Origin of the sequence: Kitasatospora sp. NPDC127067, assembly GCF_042724755.1 — a bacterium.
Classification (GTDB): domain Bacteria; phylum Actinomycetota; class Actinomycetes; order Streptomycetales; family Streptomycetaceae; genus Kitasatospora; species Kitasatospora lactacystinica.
Genome location: NZ_JBHXEM010000015.1, coordinates 102,255 through 118,044 on the forward strand (window position 1 = coordinate 102,255; position 15,790 = coordinate 118,044).

At 71.9% G+C, this 15,790-nt stretch carries 17 protein-coding genes; 8 read left to right on the top strand and 9 right to left on the bottom strand.

Features of this window, described 5'->3' with window-relative positions; translation table 11 throughout:
• Window positions 1-60: 60 nt before the first annotated feature.
• The 3 genes from ACFWJ4_RS09360 to ACFWJ4_RS09370 all read right to left on the bottom strand — a co-directional run bounded on the left by ACFWJ4_RS09360 (window position 61) and on the right by ACFWJ4_RS09370 (window position 1,378).
• The gene (locus tag ACFWJ4_RS09360; RefSeq protein WP_359913424.1) at window positions 61-423 is read right to left on the bottom strand and encodes a hypothetical protein; all 363 of its coding nucleotides are present in this window, start codon (window positions 421-423) and stop codon (window positions 61-63) included.
• Window positions 424-517: 94 nt separating this feature from the next.
• Window positions 518-922 (bottom strand): hypothetical protein, encoded by a 405-nt coding sequence (locus ACFWJ4_RS09365; protein ID WP_380357436.1) that lies wholly within the window; start codon window positions 920-922, stop codon window positions 518-520.
• Window positions 923-1,150: 228 nt separating this feature from the next.
• The gene (locus ACFWJ4_RS09370; RefSeq protein WP_359913429.1) at window positions 1,151-1,378 is read right to left on the bottom strand and encodes a hypothetical protein; all 228 of its coding nucleotides are present in this window, start codon (window positions 1,376-1,378) and stop codon (window positions 1,151-1,153) included.
• A 519-nt stretch (window positions 1,379-1,897) separates the two neighbouring features.
• Here ACFWJ4_RS09370 and ACFWJ4_RS09375 point away from each other — a divergent pair.
• On the top strand, window positions 1,898-2,101 hold the full coding sequence (locus tag ACFWJ4_RS09375) for a cold-shock protein (RefSeq protein WP_030918248.1): 204 nt from the start codon (window positions 1,898-1,900) through the stop codon (window positions 2,099-2,101).
• 370 nt (window positions 2,102-2,471) lie between these two features.
• Window positions 2,472-3,995, top strand: a complete 1,524-nt coding sequence (locus tag ACFWJ4_RS09380) for a DEAD/DEAH box helicase (RefSeq protein ID WP_380541196.1) — start codon at window positions 2,472-2,474, stop codon at window positions 3,993-3,995.
• Window positions 3,996-4,074: 79 nt separating this feature from the next.
• On the opposite strand, the gene ACFWJ4_RS09385 is transcribed toward ACFWJ4_RS09380, so the two are convergent.
• On the bottom strand, window positions 4,075-4,254 hold the full coding sequence (locus ACFWJ4_RS09385; protein WP_380541199.1) for a hypothetical protein: 180 nt from the start codon (window positions 4,252-4,254) through the stop codon (window positions 4,075-4,077).
• A 644-nt stretch (window positions 4,255-4,898) separates the two neighbouring features.
• On the opposite strand from ACFWJ4_RS09385, the gene ACFWJ4_RS09390 reads away from it, so the two are divergent.
• The gene (locus ACFWJ4_RS09390; RefSeq protein ID WP_380541202.1) at window positions 4,899-5,327 is read left to right on the top strand and encodes an NUDIX domain-containing protein; all 429 of its coding nucleotides are present in this window, start codon (window positions 4,899-4,901) and stop codon (window positions 5,325-5,327) included.
• A gap of 118 nt (window positions 5,328-5,445) precedes the next feature.
• Here the strand turns inward: ACFWJ4_RS09390 and ACFWJ4_RS09395 are convergent, their stop codons facing one another.
• Genes ACFWJ4_RS09395 through ACFWJ4_RS09405 form a run of 3 tightly spaced genes read right to left on the bottom strand, consistent with a single transcriptional unit; the run spans window position 5,446 to window position 8,562 of the window.
• Window positions 5,446-6,294 (bottom strand): carbohydrate ABC transporter permease, encoded by an 849-nt coding sequence (locus ACFWJ4_RS09395; RefSeq protein ID WP_380541204.1) that lies wholly within the window; start codon window positions 6,292-6,294, stop codon window positions 5,446-5,448.
• Complete coding sequence (locus tag ACFWJ4_RS09400) at window positions 6,294-7,271, bottom strand: carbohydrate ABC transporter permease (protein ID WP_380541207.1); 978 nt, start codon at window positions 7,269-7,271, stop codon at window positions 6,294-6,296. The genes ACFWJ4_RS09395 and ACFWJ4_RS09400 overlap by 1 nt, the downstream gene beginning before the upstream one ends.
• A 31-nt stretch (window positions 7,272-7,302) precedes the next feature.
• Window positions 7,303-8,562, bottom strand: a complete 1,260-nt coding sequence (locus ACFWJ4_RS09405) for an extracellular solute-binding protein (RefSeq protein WP_380541209.1) — start codon at window positions 8,560-8,562, stop codon at window positions 7,303-7,305.
• A gap of 323 nt (window positions 8,563-8,885) precedes the next feature.
• Between ACFWJ4_RS09405 and ACFWJ4_RS09410 the strand changes: the two genes are divergently transcribed.
• Entirely contained in the window at window positions 8,886-10,883 is a 1,998-nt protein-coding gene (locus ACFWJ4_RS09410) for an alpha-galactosidase (RefSeq protein WP_380541211.1), read from the top strand.
• 79 nt (window positions 10,884-10,962) lie between these two features.
• On the opposite strand, the gene ACFWJ4_RS09415 is transcribed toward ACFWJ4_RS09410, so the two are convergent.
• A complete protein-coding gene (locus ACFWJ4_RS09415) occupies window positions 10,963-11,748 on the bottom strand; it encodes a DeoR/GlpR family DNA-binding transcription regulator (protein WP_359915536.1) in 786 nt (261 codons plus the stop codon).
• A 213-nt stretch (window positions 11,749-11,961) separates the two neighbouring features.
• On the opposite strand from ACFWJ4_RS09415, the gene ACFWJ4_RS09420 reads away from it, so the two are divergent.
• The 4 genes from ACFWJ4_RS09420 to ACFWJ4_RS09435 are packed head-to-tail and all read left to right on the top strand — an operon-like array spanning window position 11,962 to window position 15,522.
• Window positions 11,962-12,834, top strand: a complete 873-nt coding sequence (locus tag ACFWJ4_RS09420) for an SIS domain-containing protein (protein WP_380541213.1) — start codon at window positions 11,962-11,964, stop codon at window positions 12,832-12,834.
• Window positions 12,831-13,745, top strand: a complete 915-nt coding sequence (locus tag ACFWJ4_RS09425) for an ROK family protein (RefSeq protein ID WP_380541216.1) — start codon at window positions 12,831-12,833, stop codon at window positions 13,743-13,745. Before ACFWJ4_RS09420 ends, ACFWJ4_RS09425 begins: the two co-directional genes overlap by 4 nt.
• On the top strand, window positions 13,742-14,683 hold the full coding sequence (locus ACFWJ4_RS09430) for a 1-phosphofructokinase family hexose kinase (RefSeq protein ID WP_380541219.1): 942 nt from the start codon (window positions 13,742-13,744) through the stop codon (window positions 14,681-14,683). The genes ACFWJ4_RS09425 and ACFWJ4_RS09430 overlap by 4 nt, the downstream gene beginning before the upstream one ends.
• Window positions 14,674-15,522 (top strand): ketose-bisphosphate aldolase, encoded by an 849-nt coding sequence (locus ACFWJ4_RS09435; RefSeq protein WP_380349069.1) that lies wholly within the window; start codon window positions 14,674-14,676, stop codon window positions 15,520-15,522. The genes ACFWJ4_RS09430 and ACFWJ4_RS09435 overlap by 10 nt, the downstream gene beginning before the upstream one ends.
• Window positions 15,523-15,612: 90 nt before the next feature.
• On the opposite strand, the gene ACFWJ4_RS09440 is transcribed toward ACFWJ4_RS09435, so the two are convergent.
• The coding region (locus ACFWJ4_RS09440; RefSeq protein WP_380541234.1) for an amidohydrolase family protein at window positions 15,613-15,790 on the bottom strand (178 nt) is incomplete at its 5' end.

Below are 15,790 nucleotides of genomic sequence, written 5' to 3' on the forward strand. Positions count from 1 at the left end.
ACTCCTTGCAGCGGGGACGTAGGGCGTCGAGCCGGGCGGCCGCTCGGCCTGCCGTGGTCCTCAGGAATCGGAGTAGCTGAGGTCCCCGACCGTCCAGCTGCTGACATCCTCGATGGCGATGCGGTACATGCCGCCGGTGTGGGGCAGCCCGAAGTCGCCCTGAAGGATCTTCGCCCGGTGGAGATGCAGATGGGTGGGCCGTGCGGGCGGGCCGTCGGCGGGCGGGGCAAAGAGAGCGGCGAACGGCTTCAGGTGCTCCGAGGCCTGGAGGACCTCCGCCACCCGATCCAACCACAGGGTCACCGGCGCGAGCCTGCCGGTGATCACCGCGCCGGGGACCACCACGGTCAGGGACATCTGATTGCTGTGCTCGGACTCGACCATCGCGGCGATGTCGACGAGCAGCCCGTCAGGGTTCGACATGCCCACCAGAATAGGACACGGCCTCCGCGGCGCCCACGGGCCGGGGCAGCGGCCACGGCGACCACGGGCCTTGCGCCTGCTGCACGGCACGGCGCTACATGGCGGCGACCTGACACGCCGATCGGCTGCGTCGTGGTGCGGGGCAGTTGAGAGCAGCCGTGAGGGTCGGGGCATCGCCCGGATCGTACGGGCCGGCGGTGACGAGCAGGTCGGCTCCGAGGGCGGTGACGGTGAAGCCCTCGGAGCCGAGGACCTCCGCCAGGGCCAGCATCAGCGCGCCGCGGATGCCGCGGAACTCGGTGCGCCCGGCGGCGTCGGCGGGATGCGGGCAGGCGTGGAGGGTCGGTCCGATCAGGTCCTGGCCCGGGCTCCATTCCAGCACCAGGCCGATCCCCGGACGCCGCCGGGCGCAGAGCCCGGCCACCTGGGGCGGCGCCAGTTCGAACCCTCGGAGGGAGAGCACTGCACAGACGGACTCAAACAGATGTTTGTCATCCACGCGCAGAGTTTATCGCCTGCCCAGCCCGCAGCCAGCCGCCCTTGACGTTTCGTCACATGCTGTTCCAGCCATGGCCGGCGAGGCTACAGGGCCGGAGCTGCGGATTCCCGTTCGACCCGATCGGGGTGCGCGTCCCCTGGACGGCGTGCCGACGCGGCGAGCCAGGGGCGTACCGCAGGGGTCCGCACACGCGCGGCACACTCGGCGGAGAGCCGCGTGCGCCCTGGGTCAGAGTTTGAACATCGCGGCGTAGGGCTGGGTGATGCGTTCCCGCCGCGATCCGAAGTCGACGAGTACCGCGATGTCGCTGTCGCCTTCGACGCCGATGGCCCGGCCGAGGCCGTACGTGTCGTGGGTGACGCGGTCGCCGACGGCGAAGTGCTTGCGCGGCGCTTCGATCCGGGCCTTGAAGGGACTGGTGGGCAGGACACGGCGGACTGCTGCAGATTTCGTCATTCCCTGCAGTATGCGCCGAAAGTCGCGGGAGCGGGACTTCTCGACGCACTCAATTTCGGAGCTACGACAGGAATTTCGCGCAAGCCGTCCAGCGCGCCCCCGGATGGCGCCGGTGGGCGTGGTGCGTCGCTTTCACGGGTCTGGCGCGGCCAGGGCAGGCGCTGCGCACCCGCGCGACTCGCCTTCCCCGGGGAAGGCGAGTGGTCGGCGCCGAAGGAGTACGGGTGATCGCTCAACCAGGCCACTCTCCATGTGTGTTGGTGGTCCTGTCGCCTCGCGGCCGACGGCCCCGGGGGAAGGCTCCCGGAGAAGTGGGGGTGAAATATCCACCCGCGACGGGCCTGGGCCTGCTAGAGTCGCTTTAGTTGCAGTAGTGGTTCCCATGAACTTTGTGTGCGCCTGCTGATGTTTCGCAGGCGCCTTTTTGTTTCCCGGCTCTTCCCCGGGTGGGTGCTCATCGCGGCGACTCGAAGCGCGCGCTGTGCGGGCTTCGGACAGCCCCTTGAAGGAGATTTCTTTATGGCTAATGGCACTGTGAAGTGGTTCAACGCGGAAAAGGGCTTCGGCTTCATCGAGCAGGAGGGTGGCGGCCCGGACGTGTTCGCCCACTACTCGAACATCAACGCCAACGGCTTCCGTGAGCTGCTCGAGGGCCAGAAGGTCGAGTTCGACGTCACTCAGGGCCAGAAGGGCCCGCAGGCCGAGAACATTCGTCCGCTGTAGTTTTTCTGCCACGGCACCCGCCTGGTAGCGAGGGGCCCGCACCGCGTACATGATGCCCGGTGCGGGCCCCTCGGCATTGCGCCACGACGCGCTTCCCCGGCTGATTCCGGCCCCCTGGCTCCGCCACCGGCGGCCATCCCCACGCGAGACGCACAGCGCCGCGTCCGGATCGCCGCCCTGCCGTGACACCCCGCGGTTCGAGGTTCTCCGCTCCCGCCCTCCGCGGCGAGCGCCGACCTCAAGGTGACGTGCCGCACGGTTCCACCGTCCACGCCCCGCACTCCACACTTCGGCCCGTTCCTTGCGGCCTCCTGCCGGCGCCCCGCGCTGCGGAGCTTCCTCGCGACGTGCCGCCCCAGGAAGGTCTCACATGAACCGCTCCAGCCGCTCCCCGTACCAGAACGCCAACTCCCGTTCCTCGTCCTCCTCCCGCTCCGGCGGCAGCTCCTTCTACGGCGACCGGCCCGCCGGCGGCCGTGGCGGCCGCCAGGGTTCTTCTCCGCAGGGCGAGTTCGCGATGCCGGTGAGCACCACCCCGGCGCTGCCGGCCGTCGAGGCGTTCGACGCACTGGACATGCCGAAGGCCCTGCTCTCCACCCTGACCCGTCAGGGCGTCACCGAGCCGTTCCCGATCCAGGCCGCGACGCTGCCGAACTCGCTGGCCGGACGCGACGTCCTCGGACGTGGACGGACGGGCTCCGGCAAGACCATCGCGTTCGGCCTCGCGGTGCTGGCCCGCACCGCCGGCCGGCGCGCCGAGCCGCGCCACCCGCTGGCCCTGGTGCTGGTCCCCACCCGCGAGCTCGCGCAGCAGGTCACCGACGCCCTCACCCCGTTCGCCCACGCGGTGCGGCTGCGGATGGCGGCCGTGGTGGGCGGGATGTCGATCGGCCGCCAGGCCCACGCCCTGAACCAGGGGGCGGAGGTCGTGGTGGCCACCCCCGGCCGGCTCAAGGACCTGATCCAGCGCGGCGACTGCCGGCTGGACGGGGTCGGCATCACGGTGCTCGACGAGGCCGACCAGATGGCCGACATGGGCTTCCTGCCGCAGGTCACCGAGCTTCTGGAGCAGGTCGCCGAAGGCGGCCAGACCATGCTGTTCTCCGCCACCCTGGACCGCAATGTCGACCGCCTGGTGCGGCGCTTCCTCAAGGACCCGGTCACCCACTCGGTGGACCCGTCCGCGGGAGCGGTCAGCACCATGGAACACCACGTGCTGCACGTGCAGAACTACGACAAGAACGCCACGATCGCCCACATCGCCTCCCGCGACGGCCGGGTGATCATGTTCATCGACACCAAGCACGGCGCCGACCGCCTGGTGGACGACCTGCTCGCCAACGGCGTGAAGGCCGCCGCCCTGCACGGCGGCAAGTCCCAGCCGCAACGCACCCGCACCCTGGAGCAGTTCCGCACCGGCCAGGTCACGGCCCTGATCGCCACCAACGTCGCCGCCCGCGGCATCCACGTCGACGGCCTCGACCTCGTCGTCAACCTCGACCCGCCGAGCGACCACAAGGACTACCTCCACCGCGGCGGCCGCACCGCCCGGGCCGGCGAGTCCGGCACCGTCGTCACCCTCGTCCTGCCCAACCAGCGCCGCGAGATGGCCCGCATGATGACCACGGCCGCCATCACCCCCGTCACCACCAGGGTCAGCGCCGGCGACGAGGACCTCGCCCGCATCACCGGCGCCCGCGTGCCCACCGGCATCCCCACCGTGATCGCCGCCCCCGTCGTCGAACGCCCCCGCCGCAGCCCGTCCACCAGCCGTAACCGTCGAGGACGCCCCGCCCACGCGGCCGGTGACACCCGCGCGACCGGCGCGGGCCGCGACAACCAGGGCTCCTCCGACCGACGCCGGGCACCCCGGCGCGCCGCCGTCTCCGCGTAGCACCCCTCCCCCGACGGGCCGGCTCACCGCACCGACCCGGCCGCCCCTCCCTGACGCCCGAGGGCCGCGGCCGGGGCGGCTACTCGCGTGACCACTCGGTCTCGGCCTGGGGCTCGCCGACCGTGTGCCGGCCCTCCCAGACCCGGACCCTGATCGCCCGGGGGCCGGGCGCGGGTCTGGAGAGGGTACGGACGAACACGTCCCGCAGATGATTGGCCGCCTGCTGGGGCGGCCCTTCGTATTCGACGGGGTCCGGCATGGGAGCACCGTCCCGCCGGGACCAGCGGCCGTCGTCGTCCTGCGTCTCGAGAATCCACCGGTAGTACCGCATCCTGGCCTTCCGCGACGACGGGCCCGTGTCAGAACACGACCGTAGGGGCCCGGCAGGCCTCCGGCGACCGGAGGACTTCCACCGGCACCGAAAGCATCGGCCGGTGGTCGCACCGGGTCGCCCTTCCGGCACGCCCGGCAGGGTGCCGACGGCACCCGCCGGAGGGAGAGAGGCCGGGCGCCCGATTCCCCGACCCGCCGAGCTACGGCGATCGGGTTCTCACAAACCCCGACGGCTCCGGTTTCCGCAGCGATCGCGTCCGTCCAGGTGACCTTGAGTGCCGCCGGCTCCTCTTCGTTCGCACACAGCACTACGGTGCTGGACGACCCGCCGGCGCATTTCGGAGGCCGGCGCGGTACGGGCGGACGACGCGCTCGGCGCCGCCGGCCACCGCCCCTTCGAGGTCGTGAGCCGACCGGGCCGTCCCCCGACCGGGCGACACCGCTCGGGCGGCGTCCGCGACCGGCCGGCCGCCCGGGTGCCCGGCCCACCGGCGGCGATGCCGACGGGGACCGCGAGGTTCCTCAACACGCCCTTCTTCTCCCGGCGTTGGGAAGCGGTACGGTGCGCGGATGCATACACGTGTGACGGGTATCGCCGTACGGGGCGGCCGGATGCTGCTGCTGAACCAGGACACCGAGGGGCCGCGGAGGTGGTCCCTGCCCGGTGGGAAGGTCGAGGACGGTGAGACCTTGGCCGGAGCGCTGCGCCGGGAGATGCTCGAGGAGACCGGACTCGAAGTCGAGGTCGGTTGCCTGCTGTACGTCTGCGACGTCACGGCCGCCGGCGTCGTGCACATCACCTTCGAGGTCGCGGTGACCGGCGCCCGGATCGGCGACGTCGCCGACGGCGCGGACACCCGGCCGATCCGGGGCGTGGAGTGGGTGAAGCTCGACGACCTTCCCGCTCACGGCTTCTCCGAGCGGTTCGTGAAGCTGGCCAGGGCCGACTGGCCGGGTGCCGGCACGTACATGGGGCCGAAGTCGAACATCGGGCTGTGACGAGTGCGAGGACGGTCGCCCGGGAGCCCGTCCCGGCCCCCGGTGCCCAGCGGAGCGGCCACGCCGCGAGGCCGCGTTCCGCGGGGCGACCTCGTGGCGTGGCAGCGTGGTGGCCCGGCTACTTGACCGAGCCGGCGGTGAGTCCGGAGACGACGTGGCGCTCGATCACCGCGAACAGGACGACGACCGGCACGATGGCCACCAGCGAGGCGGCGAACACGTAGTTCCACTGCACGCTGTAGGCGCCGATCATGTTGTTGATGCCGACGGTGAGCGGTTGCCGGTCCGGCGAGTTGGTGAGGGTCAGGCCCATGATGAACTCGTTCCAGGCCGAGATGAACGTGAAGATCACGGCGGTGACCACGCCGGGCAGCGCGAGCGGCAGGGTGACGCGGAACAGCGCGCCGATGCGACCGTTGCCGTCGATCATCGCGGCTTCCTCCAACTCCCTGGGGATGGAGCCGATGTAGGCGCTCAGGATCCAGATCGCGAAGGCCAGGTTGAAGGCGGCGTTGGCGAGCACCAGGACGATCGGGGTGTCCAGCAGGTCCAGTGCGAAGAACTCCCGGTAGAGGCCGACCTGCAGGGCGGTGGGCTGGAACATCTGGGTGACCAGCACCAGCAGCAGGAAGGCCTTGCGGCCGCGGAAGCGCACCCGGGCGGTGTAGTAGGCGGCGGGCAGGGCGACCAGCAGCACCAGCAACGTCGAGCCTCCGGCCACCAGCAGGGTGGTCCGCAGGTTCTGGCCGAGCGTGGTGTCCGTCCAGACCTTGGTGAAGGAGGAGAAGTCGAAGTGCGTCGGCAGGTAGGAGTTGTCCCGCAGCTGGCCGGCCGGGCGTCCGCCGGTGATCAGCATTTCGACGTACGGGAGCACGAAGAGCGCGGCGAGCGCCCAGGCCAGCGCGGTGAGCAGGACGGTCCGTGCGCGCGGGCGGTGCTTCGCCGGCGGCGACTGAAGGATGGTCATCAGCTCTCCTCCCCGTTCCAGCGGCTGACCTTGAGGAAGACGATCACCATGAGGATCACGACGCCGAAGTTGACCACGGACATGGCGGCGGACTCGGCGACGTCGTAGCCGCGCAACATGTACATGAACACGGTGGTGGTGGCGGTGTCGGCGTTCGGGCCGCCCTGGGTCATGCCCCAGATGACCGGGAACGAGTTGAAGACGTTGATCAGGTTGATCACCAGACCGACCAGGAAGGCCGGGCGCAGCAGCGGCAGGGTGACCTTGCGGTAGGTCTGCCAGGGCGTGGCGCCGTCGACCCTGGCCGCCTCGTAGACCTCTCCGGGGATGGTCTGCAGTCCGGCCAGCAGGGTGTAGGTGGTGAACGGCAGCGAGACGAAGACGGCGACGAGGACCAGCCAGGGCTTCGCGTGGGCGGCGTCGCCGAGCCAGGCCCGGGAGTGGTCGATCAGGCCGAGGTCGAGCAGCAGCCGGTTGAACACGCCGGCGACCTGGTCGAGCATCCAGCGGAAGCCGATCGCGGTCATCAGCACGGAGGCGGCCCAGGGGGCGACGAGCGCCCAGCGGGTGACGCGACGGCCGGGGAAGTTCTGGTTGAACAGCTGGGCCAGCGCGAGCGAGATCAGCATGGTCAGGCCGACGACGACGACCGTCCAGACGACGGTCCAGGTGAGCACTCCGGGCAGGCGGGGGTCACCGAAGAGCTTGCGGTACTTGATCAGACCGGCCGGGCCGTGGTCGGTGCCGGTGGTGTCGATCCTGCGCAGTGAGGTGGTGACCATCTCGACGACCGGCCACACGACCACGCCGAGGATGAGCACGATGGCCGGGGCCAGCCAGGGCAGTGGCCCGAGCCGTTCGAACAGGGAGCGGCGCCCGGGCGCGGGGCCCGCGGGCGGGGCCGACGGACTCGTCGGCGGCGCGGCCGGCCGGGCGGGGTCGCCGGGCCGGGCGTCTGTGCTGCTGGGGAAGGACACGGTGTGGGGATTCCTTGTGCGCTCGTCAGGGTCACTCGCCGGCCTGCTGCGCGGCCTTCTGGAGCGCGTCGAGGGTCTTCTTCGGGTCGCCGACCGCGCTGCCGATCTGGGTCTTGATCTGCGCGGAGACCGCCGGCCAGGTCGGGTCGCTGAGGGGGTAGAAGGTGGCGGTGGGCAGGATCTGCAGGAACGGTGCCAGGGCCTTCTCGTCCGGGTCCGCCTGGAGTGCGGTGAGCGCGGACTGCGTGACCGGCAGCAGGCTGTACTGCTTGTCGAACTTCACCGCGTTGTCCTTGGCGTAGGCGAAGTCGAGGAAGGCCTTGATCTGCTCCTTGTGGCCGCCCTTCTTGAAGGCCATCATCCAGTCGGCGACTCCGAGGGTGGCCTTGCCGGTGCCGTCCTTGCTGGGCATCGCGGTCCAGGTGACGTCCATGGCCTTGACGTCGTTCAGCTGGGTGGGGATGCCGTTGAGCATGCCGACCTTGCCGGAGGCGAAGTCCTTGGCCAGGTCGGTGCGGTTGACGGAGGCCGGGCTCTGCTCGGTCAGACCCGCGTCCACCCAGCTCTTGAGCTGCCCGAAGGTGTCGACGTTGGCCTGGGAGTTGATGCTGTACTGGCCCTTGGCGTCCTGGTAGCCGCCGTGGTTCTCCAGCATCCAGATGAACGACTCGCCCTGCGCCTCCTCCTTGCCCAGCGGCACGCCGAGCGGGATCTCCACGCCCGCGTTCTTCAGCGCGGTGGCCGCGGTGGTGAGGTCGGCCCAGGTCCTGGGCGGGTTGGCCGGGTCGAGGCCGGCCTTCTTGAAGAGCTCGTTGTTGATCAGGAACATCCGGGCGCTGGAGATGAACGGGATGCCGTACTGGGTGCCGTCCTGCTCGCCGGCGCGCGCGATCGCGGGGAGGAAGTCCGCCGTGGTGCTGCCGGAGAGCACGTCCTGGGCCGGGTAGAGCTGGCCGTTCTTGGCGAAGTCGGCGTAGCCGCCGGTCTGCAGGATGTCCGGCTGGTTGCCGTTCTGCACCATGGTCTTGACCTGGGTGTCGATGTCGTTCCAGTTGATGACCTGAAGGTCGACCTTGATCCCGGGGTTCTGCTGCTCGAAGGCCGAGATCACGCCCTGCCAGTACGTCTGACTCGGGTTCTGGCCGTTGGAGCCGTAGTCGGCGGCGACGAACCTGATCGTCGTCACGCCGTCGGCGGAGGTCGAACCGGAGGCCGAGCCCTTGCCGCATCCGGACAGCGCGAGCGTTCCGGCCAGGGTGGCCGCCGACAGGGCGAGAAGGCGCCGCTTCATCTCTGGTACCGCCTTTTGCGAGTGGGGCCGACCCCGCGGTGGCCCGAGTGGGGGATGGTGCGATCTGCACGAAGGTGCGCTATGCGACCGATATTTGCTCAATATCGAGCAGCTGCGCCGAACCGAGTTTGCCTCGCTGCCATCCCGGCAGGCCAGCCGCGTTACCGAAGCGTTGCAGTCGAGGAAGAGCGGCGAGGCGGGGCAGGACGGCGTCTTGACGCGAGGCGCCCGGCCGCCCGAAGCTGCTCCGCAGGTGATCGAAACTGCTTCATCAAGCGATGATTGAAGCAGTTTCACTCAGATCGAAAGGATCCCCCGCACCTGTGACCAGACGACTCCTGTCCCGCCGGGCCGCGTCCCTCGCCGCGGCGACCGCCCTCCTCGCCGGGGCCGCGCTCGGCGCCACCCCCGCCGCGGCGAACGACGGCGTCACCGCGCCGGCCGCCAACCACACCGCCTCGGCCGCCCCCAACGGTCCGATCGGCGCGCTCCCCCCGATGGGCTTCAACAACTGGGCCCGGGCCCAGTGCACCCCCCAAGCCCCGCTCGACGGTTCGGACCCGCTCCACTACTCCTTCCAGCAGTACATGGAGGACAACGCGAAGGCGCTGTCCGACACCGGACTGATCGCGGCCGGCTACCGGACCGTCACCGTCGACGACTGCTGGATGTACCGCAACAACGCCGGCTACCTGCACGGCGCGCTGAACTGGGGCGGCGCCACCGACGTCCGCGACACGACCAGGCAGCCCGGCTTCGACCACGAGCTCACCGGGTACGGCGACTACCTGCACGGGCTCGGTGCCGAGTTCGGCATCTACGAGACCTCCGGCACCCACACCTGTTCCACCGCCACGCCGACCTCCCCCAACCTCCCCAACGGCAGCGAGTACCACGAGCAGGACGACGCCAACTCCTTCGTCTCCTGGGGTGTGAACGCGCTCAAGTACGACAACTGCGGCGACCAGGAGCCGGTGCGGACGCTCGACACCCGGATGTCGGGCGCCCTGAATTCGGCGGTCGCCGCCGCGAACAAGGCCGGAAAGCCCACCCCGAACGTGATGTTCAACATCTCGGCCCCGGCCGGCTACGGCAACGGGCCGGCCAAGTTCGCCGCGATGCAGTGGGTGCGCCCGCTCGGGCAGCTGTGGCGGGTGGGCCCGGACATCTACAACGACTACGACAACGGCGCCACCGACCCGTGGAACCAGCCGCTGGGCCGGCAGTCCTCCTACAACTTCGGTGCCTACCAGAGCTTCGACAACACCGTCGAACTCGGCCGCTACCAGGGCCCCGGCAACTGGAACGACGCCGACATGCTGCTGATCGGCGACAACGGCATGACCACCGCCGAGGAACGCAGCCAGATGTCCCTGTTCTCCGCCCTGGCCGCGCCGCTCGTCATCTCCACCGACGCCCGCAAGTTCGAGCCCGCCTACCTCGCCGCCCACCCGGCCGAGGCCCCGCACCTGAAGGCGTCGATCGGCATCCTGTCCAACCCGGAGGTCATCGCCGTCGACCAGGACCCGCTGGGCGCCGGCGGCTACCGCGTGTCCGGCGGCGGCGCGAACGCCGACGGCACCCCGGCCGCGACCTCGGGCATCGACGTCGTGGTCAAGCCGCTCGCGGACGGCAGCCGCGCGGTCGTGGTCACCAACAAGGGCGCCGCGAGCGCGGGCTACACGCTCGACCTGAACGCCGTCGGCTTCAACGGCGGCGGCAGGTACACCGTCCGCGACCTGTGGGCGCACCGGACCAGCCGCTCGACCGGCACCGTCGCCCTCACCATCGGCTCGCACGACAGCGCCATGCTGCGGATCACCCCGCCGAGGGGCGGCACCGCGACCCCGCGCGGCCAGATCACCGTCTCGCGCGACGACTGGGGCAAGGCCTCGCTCTGCCTGGACAACCACGCCTCCGGCACCGGCGCCGGAAACCCGGTCGACGTCTCCCCCTGCACCGGCGGCAGCAACCAGCAGTGGCAGCTGAACACCGACGGATCCGTCCAGCTCCTCCAGGCCGGCGCGGCCGGCCTCTGCCTGACCGCGCAGGACGGCAGCACCTCCGGGGCGCTCAACGGGCAGCAGGGCCAGTGGGTCGGCGTGGCCGCCTGCGGTTCGGCCCCCGGCCACCAGAGCTGGAGCTACAACCGGGACGGCAATCTGAAGCTCGCCGGGACCAGCTCCTGCCTGGACGTCTACGGCGGGACCACGACAGCCGCCGGCACGCCCGTCGACCTGTACCCGTGCGGCGCCGCACCGGACGCGATCCAGAGCAACCAGACCTGGGCGGCACCGTTCAACACCCCGCCTTCGGCCTGACGAAACGTCATCGTCCCTGTGGTGCGGGCTGGTTCCACGGAACCCGCCCGCACCGCGGGCTCCGGTCCGTGGGCGGGTGCTACACGCAGTGGACGTCCACCCCGCGGGCGGTGAACCGCTCCACCAGTTCCTCCGGGGCGTCGGCGTCGGTGACGAGCGCATCGATCGTGCCGGTGTCGCAGACCTGCGCGAACGCGCGCTTGCCGAGCTTGGTGGAGTCGGCCACCACGATGACGCGCTCCGCCCGCTCGGCCATCGCCCGGTTGGCGCTCGCCTCGCCCTCGTCGTGGGTGGCGGCGCCGAACTGCGGGTCGACGGCGTTGACGCCGAGGATCGCGTAGTCCAGCGAGATCGCCTGCAGCATCATGGTCGCCAACGGTCCGGTCAACTCGTAGGACTGGGGTCGGGCCACGCCGCCGGTGACCACGGTCTTCACGTACGGGCGCACCGCCAGCTCGTTGGCGATGTTGATCGCGTTGGTGACCACGGTCAGCGCCGTCTGATTGCCGTGCCCGGCCAGATCGGTACGGGTGGCGAACTCGCGGGCCACCTCGGAGGTGGTGGTGCCGCCGTTGAGCCCGACCACCGCACCGGGCGGGACGAGCGCGGCGGCGGCCTTCGCGATGCGCTGCTTCTCGCCGGCCTGGCGCGCGGTCTTGTAGCGGAGGGGGAGGTCGTACGCGACTTCGCTCAGCACCGCGCCGCCGCGGGTGCGGGTCAGCAGCTGCTGGCGGGCGAGCTCGTCCATGTCCCGGCGCACGGTGGCAGCGGAGACGCCCAACAGCTCGGCCGCCGTCATGACGTCGATCCGGCCCCGATCACCAAGGATCTCCAGCAGCCGCGACCATCGCTCATCCGGGCTCATCATCTCTCCTCGACTCGGTCGTCCCTGGTCACGAGCCTATCCGCCGACCATCACCGACCCGGTGGCGCGATCCTCTCGATGAAGCAGTATTGCTCAAAGATGACGCGTTGAGCTATGAATAGAGCAGTTTCAAGCAGATGCTTGCAGCATGAAGCAGTGCTCGGTGCGGACCGATCCCCGAGCACCACCCGTGCCCCCAGCGAGGAGAGCCAGATGAGTCACGTCGAGCGGGAGATCGCCAGTCAGCCGGAGTGCTGGCGCAAGGCACTGGAACTGGAGCCCGCCGGGCTGCCCGAGCGCGGCGAGCGGGTGGCCGTGATCGGCTGCGGCACCTCGCTCTACATCGCGCAGGCGTACGCGGGCCTTCGCGAGGGCGCCGGCCTCGGTGAGACCGACGCCTTCGCGGCCTCCGAGTTCCCAGCAGCCCGTGGCTACGACCGCGTCGTCGCCATCACCCGCTCGGGAACCACGACCGAGGTGCTCGCCGCGCTGGAGCGCTGCGGCGGGACGCCGACCGTCGCACTCACCGGCGACCTCGCCACCCCGATCGGCACGGCCGCCGGCACCGTGGTCGACCTGGAGTTCGCCGACGAGAAGTCGGTGGTGCAGACCCGCTTCGCCACCACCGCGCTGGCGCTGCTGCGCGGCCACCTCGGCCTCGCCCCCGCCGACCTGGCCGCCCACGCCGAGCAGGCGCTGGCCGCCCCGCTGCCCGAACGGGCCACCGAGGCGGGCCAGTTCACCTTCCTCGGGACCGGCTGGACGGTCGGCCTGGCCCACGAGGCGGCCCTCAAGCTGCGCGAGGCCTCCGGGTCGTGGACCGAGTCCTACCCGGCCATGGAGTACCGGCACGGACCGATCAGCGTCACCGGCCGGAACAGCGTGGTGTGGTTCTTCGGCGAGCCGCCGACCGGACTGGTCGACCAGGTCGAGCCGACCGGCGCCGTGCTGTCGGTGAGCGCGCTGGACCCGATGGCCGACCTGATCCGCGCCCAGCGGCTCGCCGTCGAACTGGCCAAGGGCCGCGGCCTGGACCCCGACCAGCCGCGCAACCTCACCCGCTCCATCGTCCTCACCCGGCCGTGACCGCGACGGCGATCGCCCTCGACGTCGGCGGAACCTACATCAAGGGCGCGGCAGTGGCCGCGGACGGCCGCCTCTGCCACACCGAGCGCTGGTTCACCCGCGCCGAACGCGGGCCGGAGGCCGTCCTCGAAACCGTCCTCGACTGCGCCGCCGAACTCGCCGGACGCTTCCGCCCGGCCGCCGCGGGGATCGCCGTGCCCGGCATCGTCGACGAGGCGGCCGGCACCGCGGTGCTGGCCGCCAACCTCGGCTGGCGGGACCTGCCCGTCCGGCACTGGCTGTCCGAACACCTGGGAATCCCGGTCGCGTTCGGGCACGACGTGCGGGCCGGGGGCGTCGCCGAGGCCAGGGCCGGCGCCGGCCGCGGCAGCCGCAACTTCCTCTTCGTACCCGTCGGCACCGGAATCGCCGCCGCGCTGATGGTCGACGGGAGGCCGCTCACCGGCAGCCACACCCGCGCCGGCGAGCTGGGCCACCTGGTGGTGCGCCCCGGCGGCGAGCCGTGCGCCTGCGGCCATCGCGGTTGCGTGGAGACCCTCGCCTCGGCGGCCGCCGTCGCCCGCCGCTACACCGCCGCCACCGGGGAGGCGGGCGTCACCGCCGAGCAGGTCGGCGAGCGCGCCGCGACCGGGGACCGCACGGCCGCCGCCGTCTGGCGGGAGGCCGTCGACGCACTCGCCGACGGCCTGGCGAGCGCGATCACGCTGCTCGACCCCGAGCGGATCGTGATCGGCGGCGGCCTCGCCCGGGCGGGCGAGCCGTACTTCGCGCCACTGCGGGCGGCTCTGACGGCGCGGCTCTCCTTCCAGACGATGCCGGAGCTCGTACCCGCCGAACTCGGCCACGAGGCGGGCTGTTTCGGTGCCGGACTGCTCGCGCGGGACCTTCTGGGCGAGGGAGCGGCGGCGTGATCCTCACCGTCACCCCGAACGCCGCCCTGGACATCACCCACCACCTGGACCGGATGCGCCCGCACGGCAGCAACCGGGTCCGGGCGGTGGCCCAGCGCGCGGGCGGCAAAGGCGTCAACGTCGCCAGGATCCTGCACGCCCTCGGCCACCCGACCGTGGTCACCGGCCTGACCGGCGGCCTCACCGGCCGGGCGATCCGCGCCGAACTGGCGTCCGCCGGCCTGGCCGACCGCATGCTGGCGATCGCGGGCGAGTCCCGGCGGACGGTCGCCGTGGTCGAGGAGGACGTCGGGGACACCACGATCCTGCTCGAACCCGGCCCGGTGGTGAGCGCCGAGGAATGGGCGCGGTTCCTCGACCACCTCGACACCCTGCTGCCGCACGCCGCGGCGGCGGTCCTCTCCGGCAGCCTGCCGCGCGGCGTGCCCGAGGACGCCTACTCCCACCTGCTCCGGCTCGCGCACGCACACGGCGTCCCGGCGGTGCTCGACGCCGACGGGACGGCGCTCAGCACGGCGCTGGCGGCCGGACCGGCCCTGATCAAGCCGAACGCGGACGAACTCGCCGCCGCCACCGGCCTGACCGATCCGGTGGCCGCCGCCCGCAGGCTGCGGGCCGCGGGCGCCGGTGCGGTGGTCGCCTCGCTCGGCGCCGACGGCCTCGTCGCCGTCACCGCGCAGGGCGGTTGGCGCGCCCGCTCGCCCGAGCGGCTGGCCGGCAACCCCACCGGCGCCGGCGACGCCGCCGTCGCCGCGCTCACCCTCGGCCTGGTCGGCGGAACGCCCTGGCCCGACCGGCTGGCCGAGGCCGTGGCACTGTCCGCGGCCGCCGTCGCCGCACCGCTGGCCGGCGACTTCGACCCCGCCCTCCACCAGGCCCTGCGGTCCCGCGTGGACGTCCGTCCCTTCGCAACCGAGGAGTTCGACCCATGCCCCTGAGCGGAACCGGCGCGATCGCCGCCGCCGCTGCCGAAGCCGCGTGCGGCGTCGGTGCGTTCAACGTCATCCAGCTGGAACACGCCCAGGCGATCGTCGCCGGGGCCGAGGCCGCCGGTGCGCCGGTGATCCTGCAGATCAGCGAGAACGCCGTGCGCTACCACGGCGCCCTCGATCCGATCGGCGCCGCCACCCTGGCCGTCGCCCGGGCCGCGCGGGTGCCGGTCGCGGTCCATCTGGACCACGCCACCTCCGTGGAACTCGTCCACCGGGCCGTGGAGTTGGGCTTCACCTCGGTGATGTTCGACGCCTCGGTACTGCCGTACGAGGAGAACGTGCGGGCCACCGCCGAGGTGGTGCGGCGGTGCCACGCCGCGGGCGTCTGGGTGGAGGCCGAACTCGGCGAGGTCGGCGGCAAGGACGGCGTCCACGCCCCGGGTGTGCGCACCGATCCGGCCGAGGCCGCGGCGTTCGTCGCCGCCGCCGGCGTGGACGCGCTCGCGGTGGCCGTCGGCACCTCGCACGCGATGCTCACCCGCGACGCGGCGCTCGACTTCGAGCTCATCGGACGGTTGCGCCGGGCGGTGCCGGTCCCGCTCGTACTGCACGGCTCCTCGGGTGTGGCGGACGGGGACCTCACCGCGGCCGTGGAAGCCGGCATGACCAAGGTCAACATCGCCACCCACCTCAACCAGGTGTTCAGCACCGCCGTCCGCCGGGCCCTGGCCGACGACGCGCGGCTGGTCGACACCCGCCGCTACCTCGGGCCGGCCCGCGCGGCCGTCGCCGCCGAGGTCACCCGCCTGCTCGGCGTCCTCAAGGCGACAGCACCGGCGGCCTGAGCCGCCACCACCGCCCGCAGCCCGACCGGGATCACCACAGCACGGCGACGGCCGCCCGCCCCCGAGGGGGACGGGCGGCCGCGTCGTTGCTCAGGCGGGTCCGACGGTGGGGAACGTCCCGCCGCCGGGCACCCAGTGGCCGCGGCGCATGACGGCGACCAGGTCGTAGCTCTCGGAGTCGACCACGACCAGGTCGGCGAGCTTGCCGGTCTCCAGCGAGCCGATCGAGTCGCTCAGGCCGAGCAGCCGGGCCGGGGTGGCGGACAGC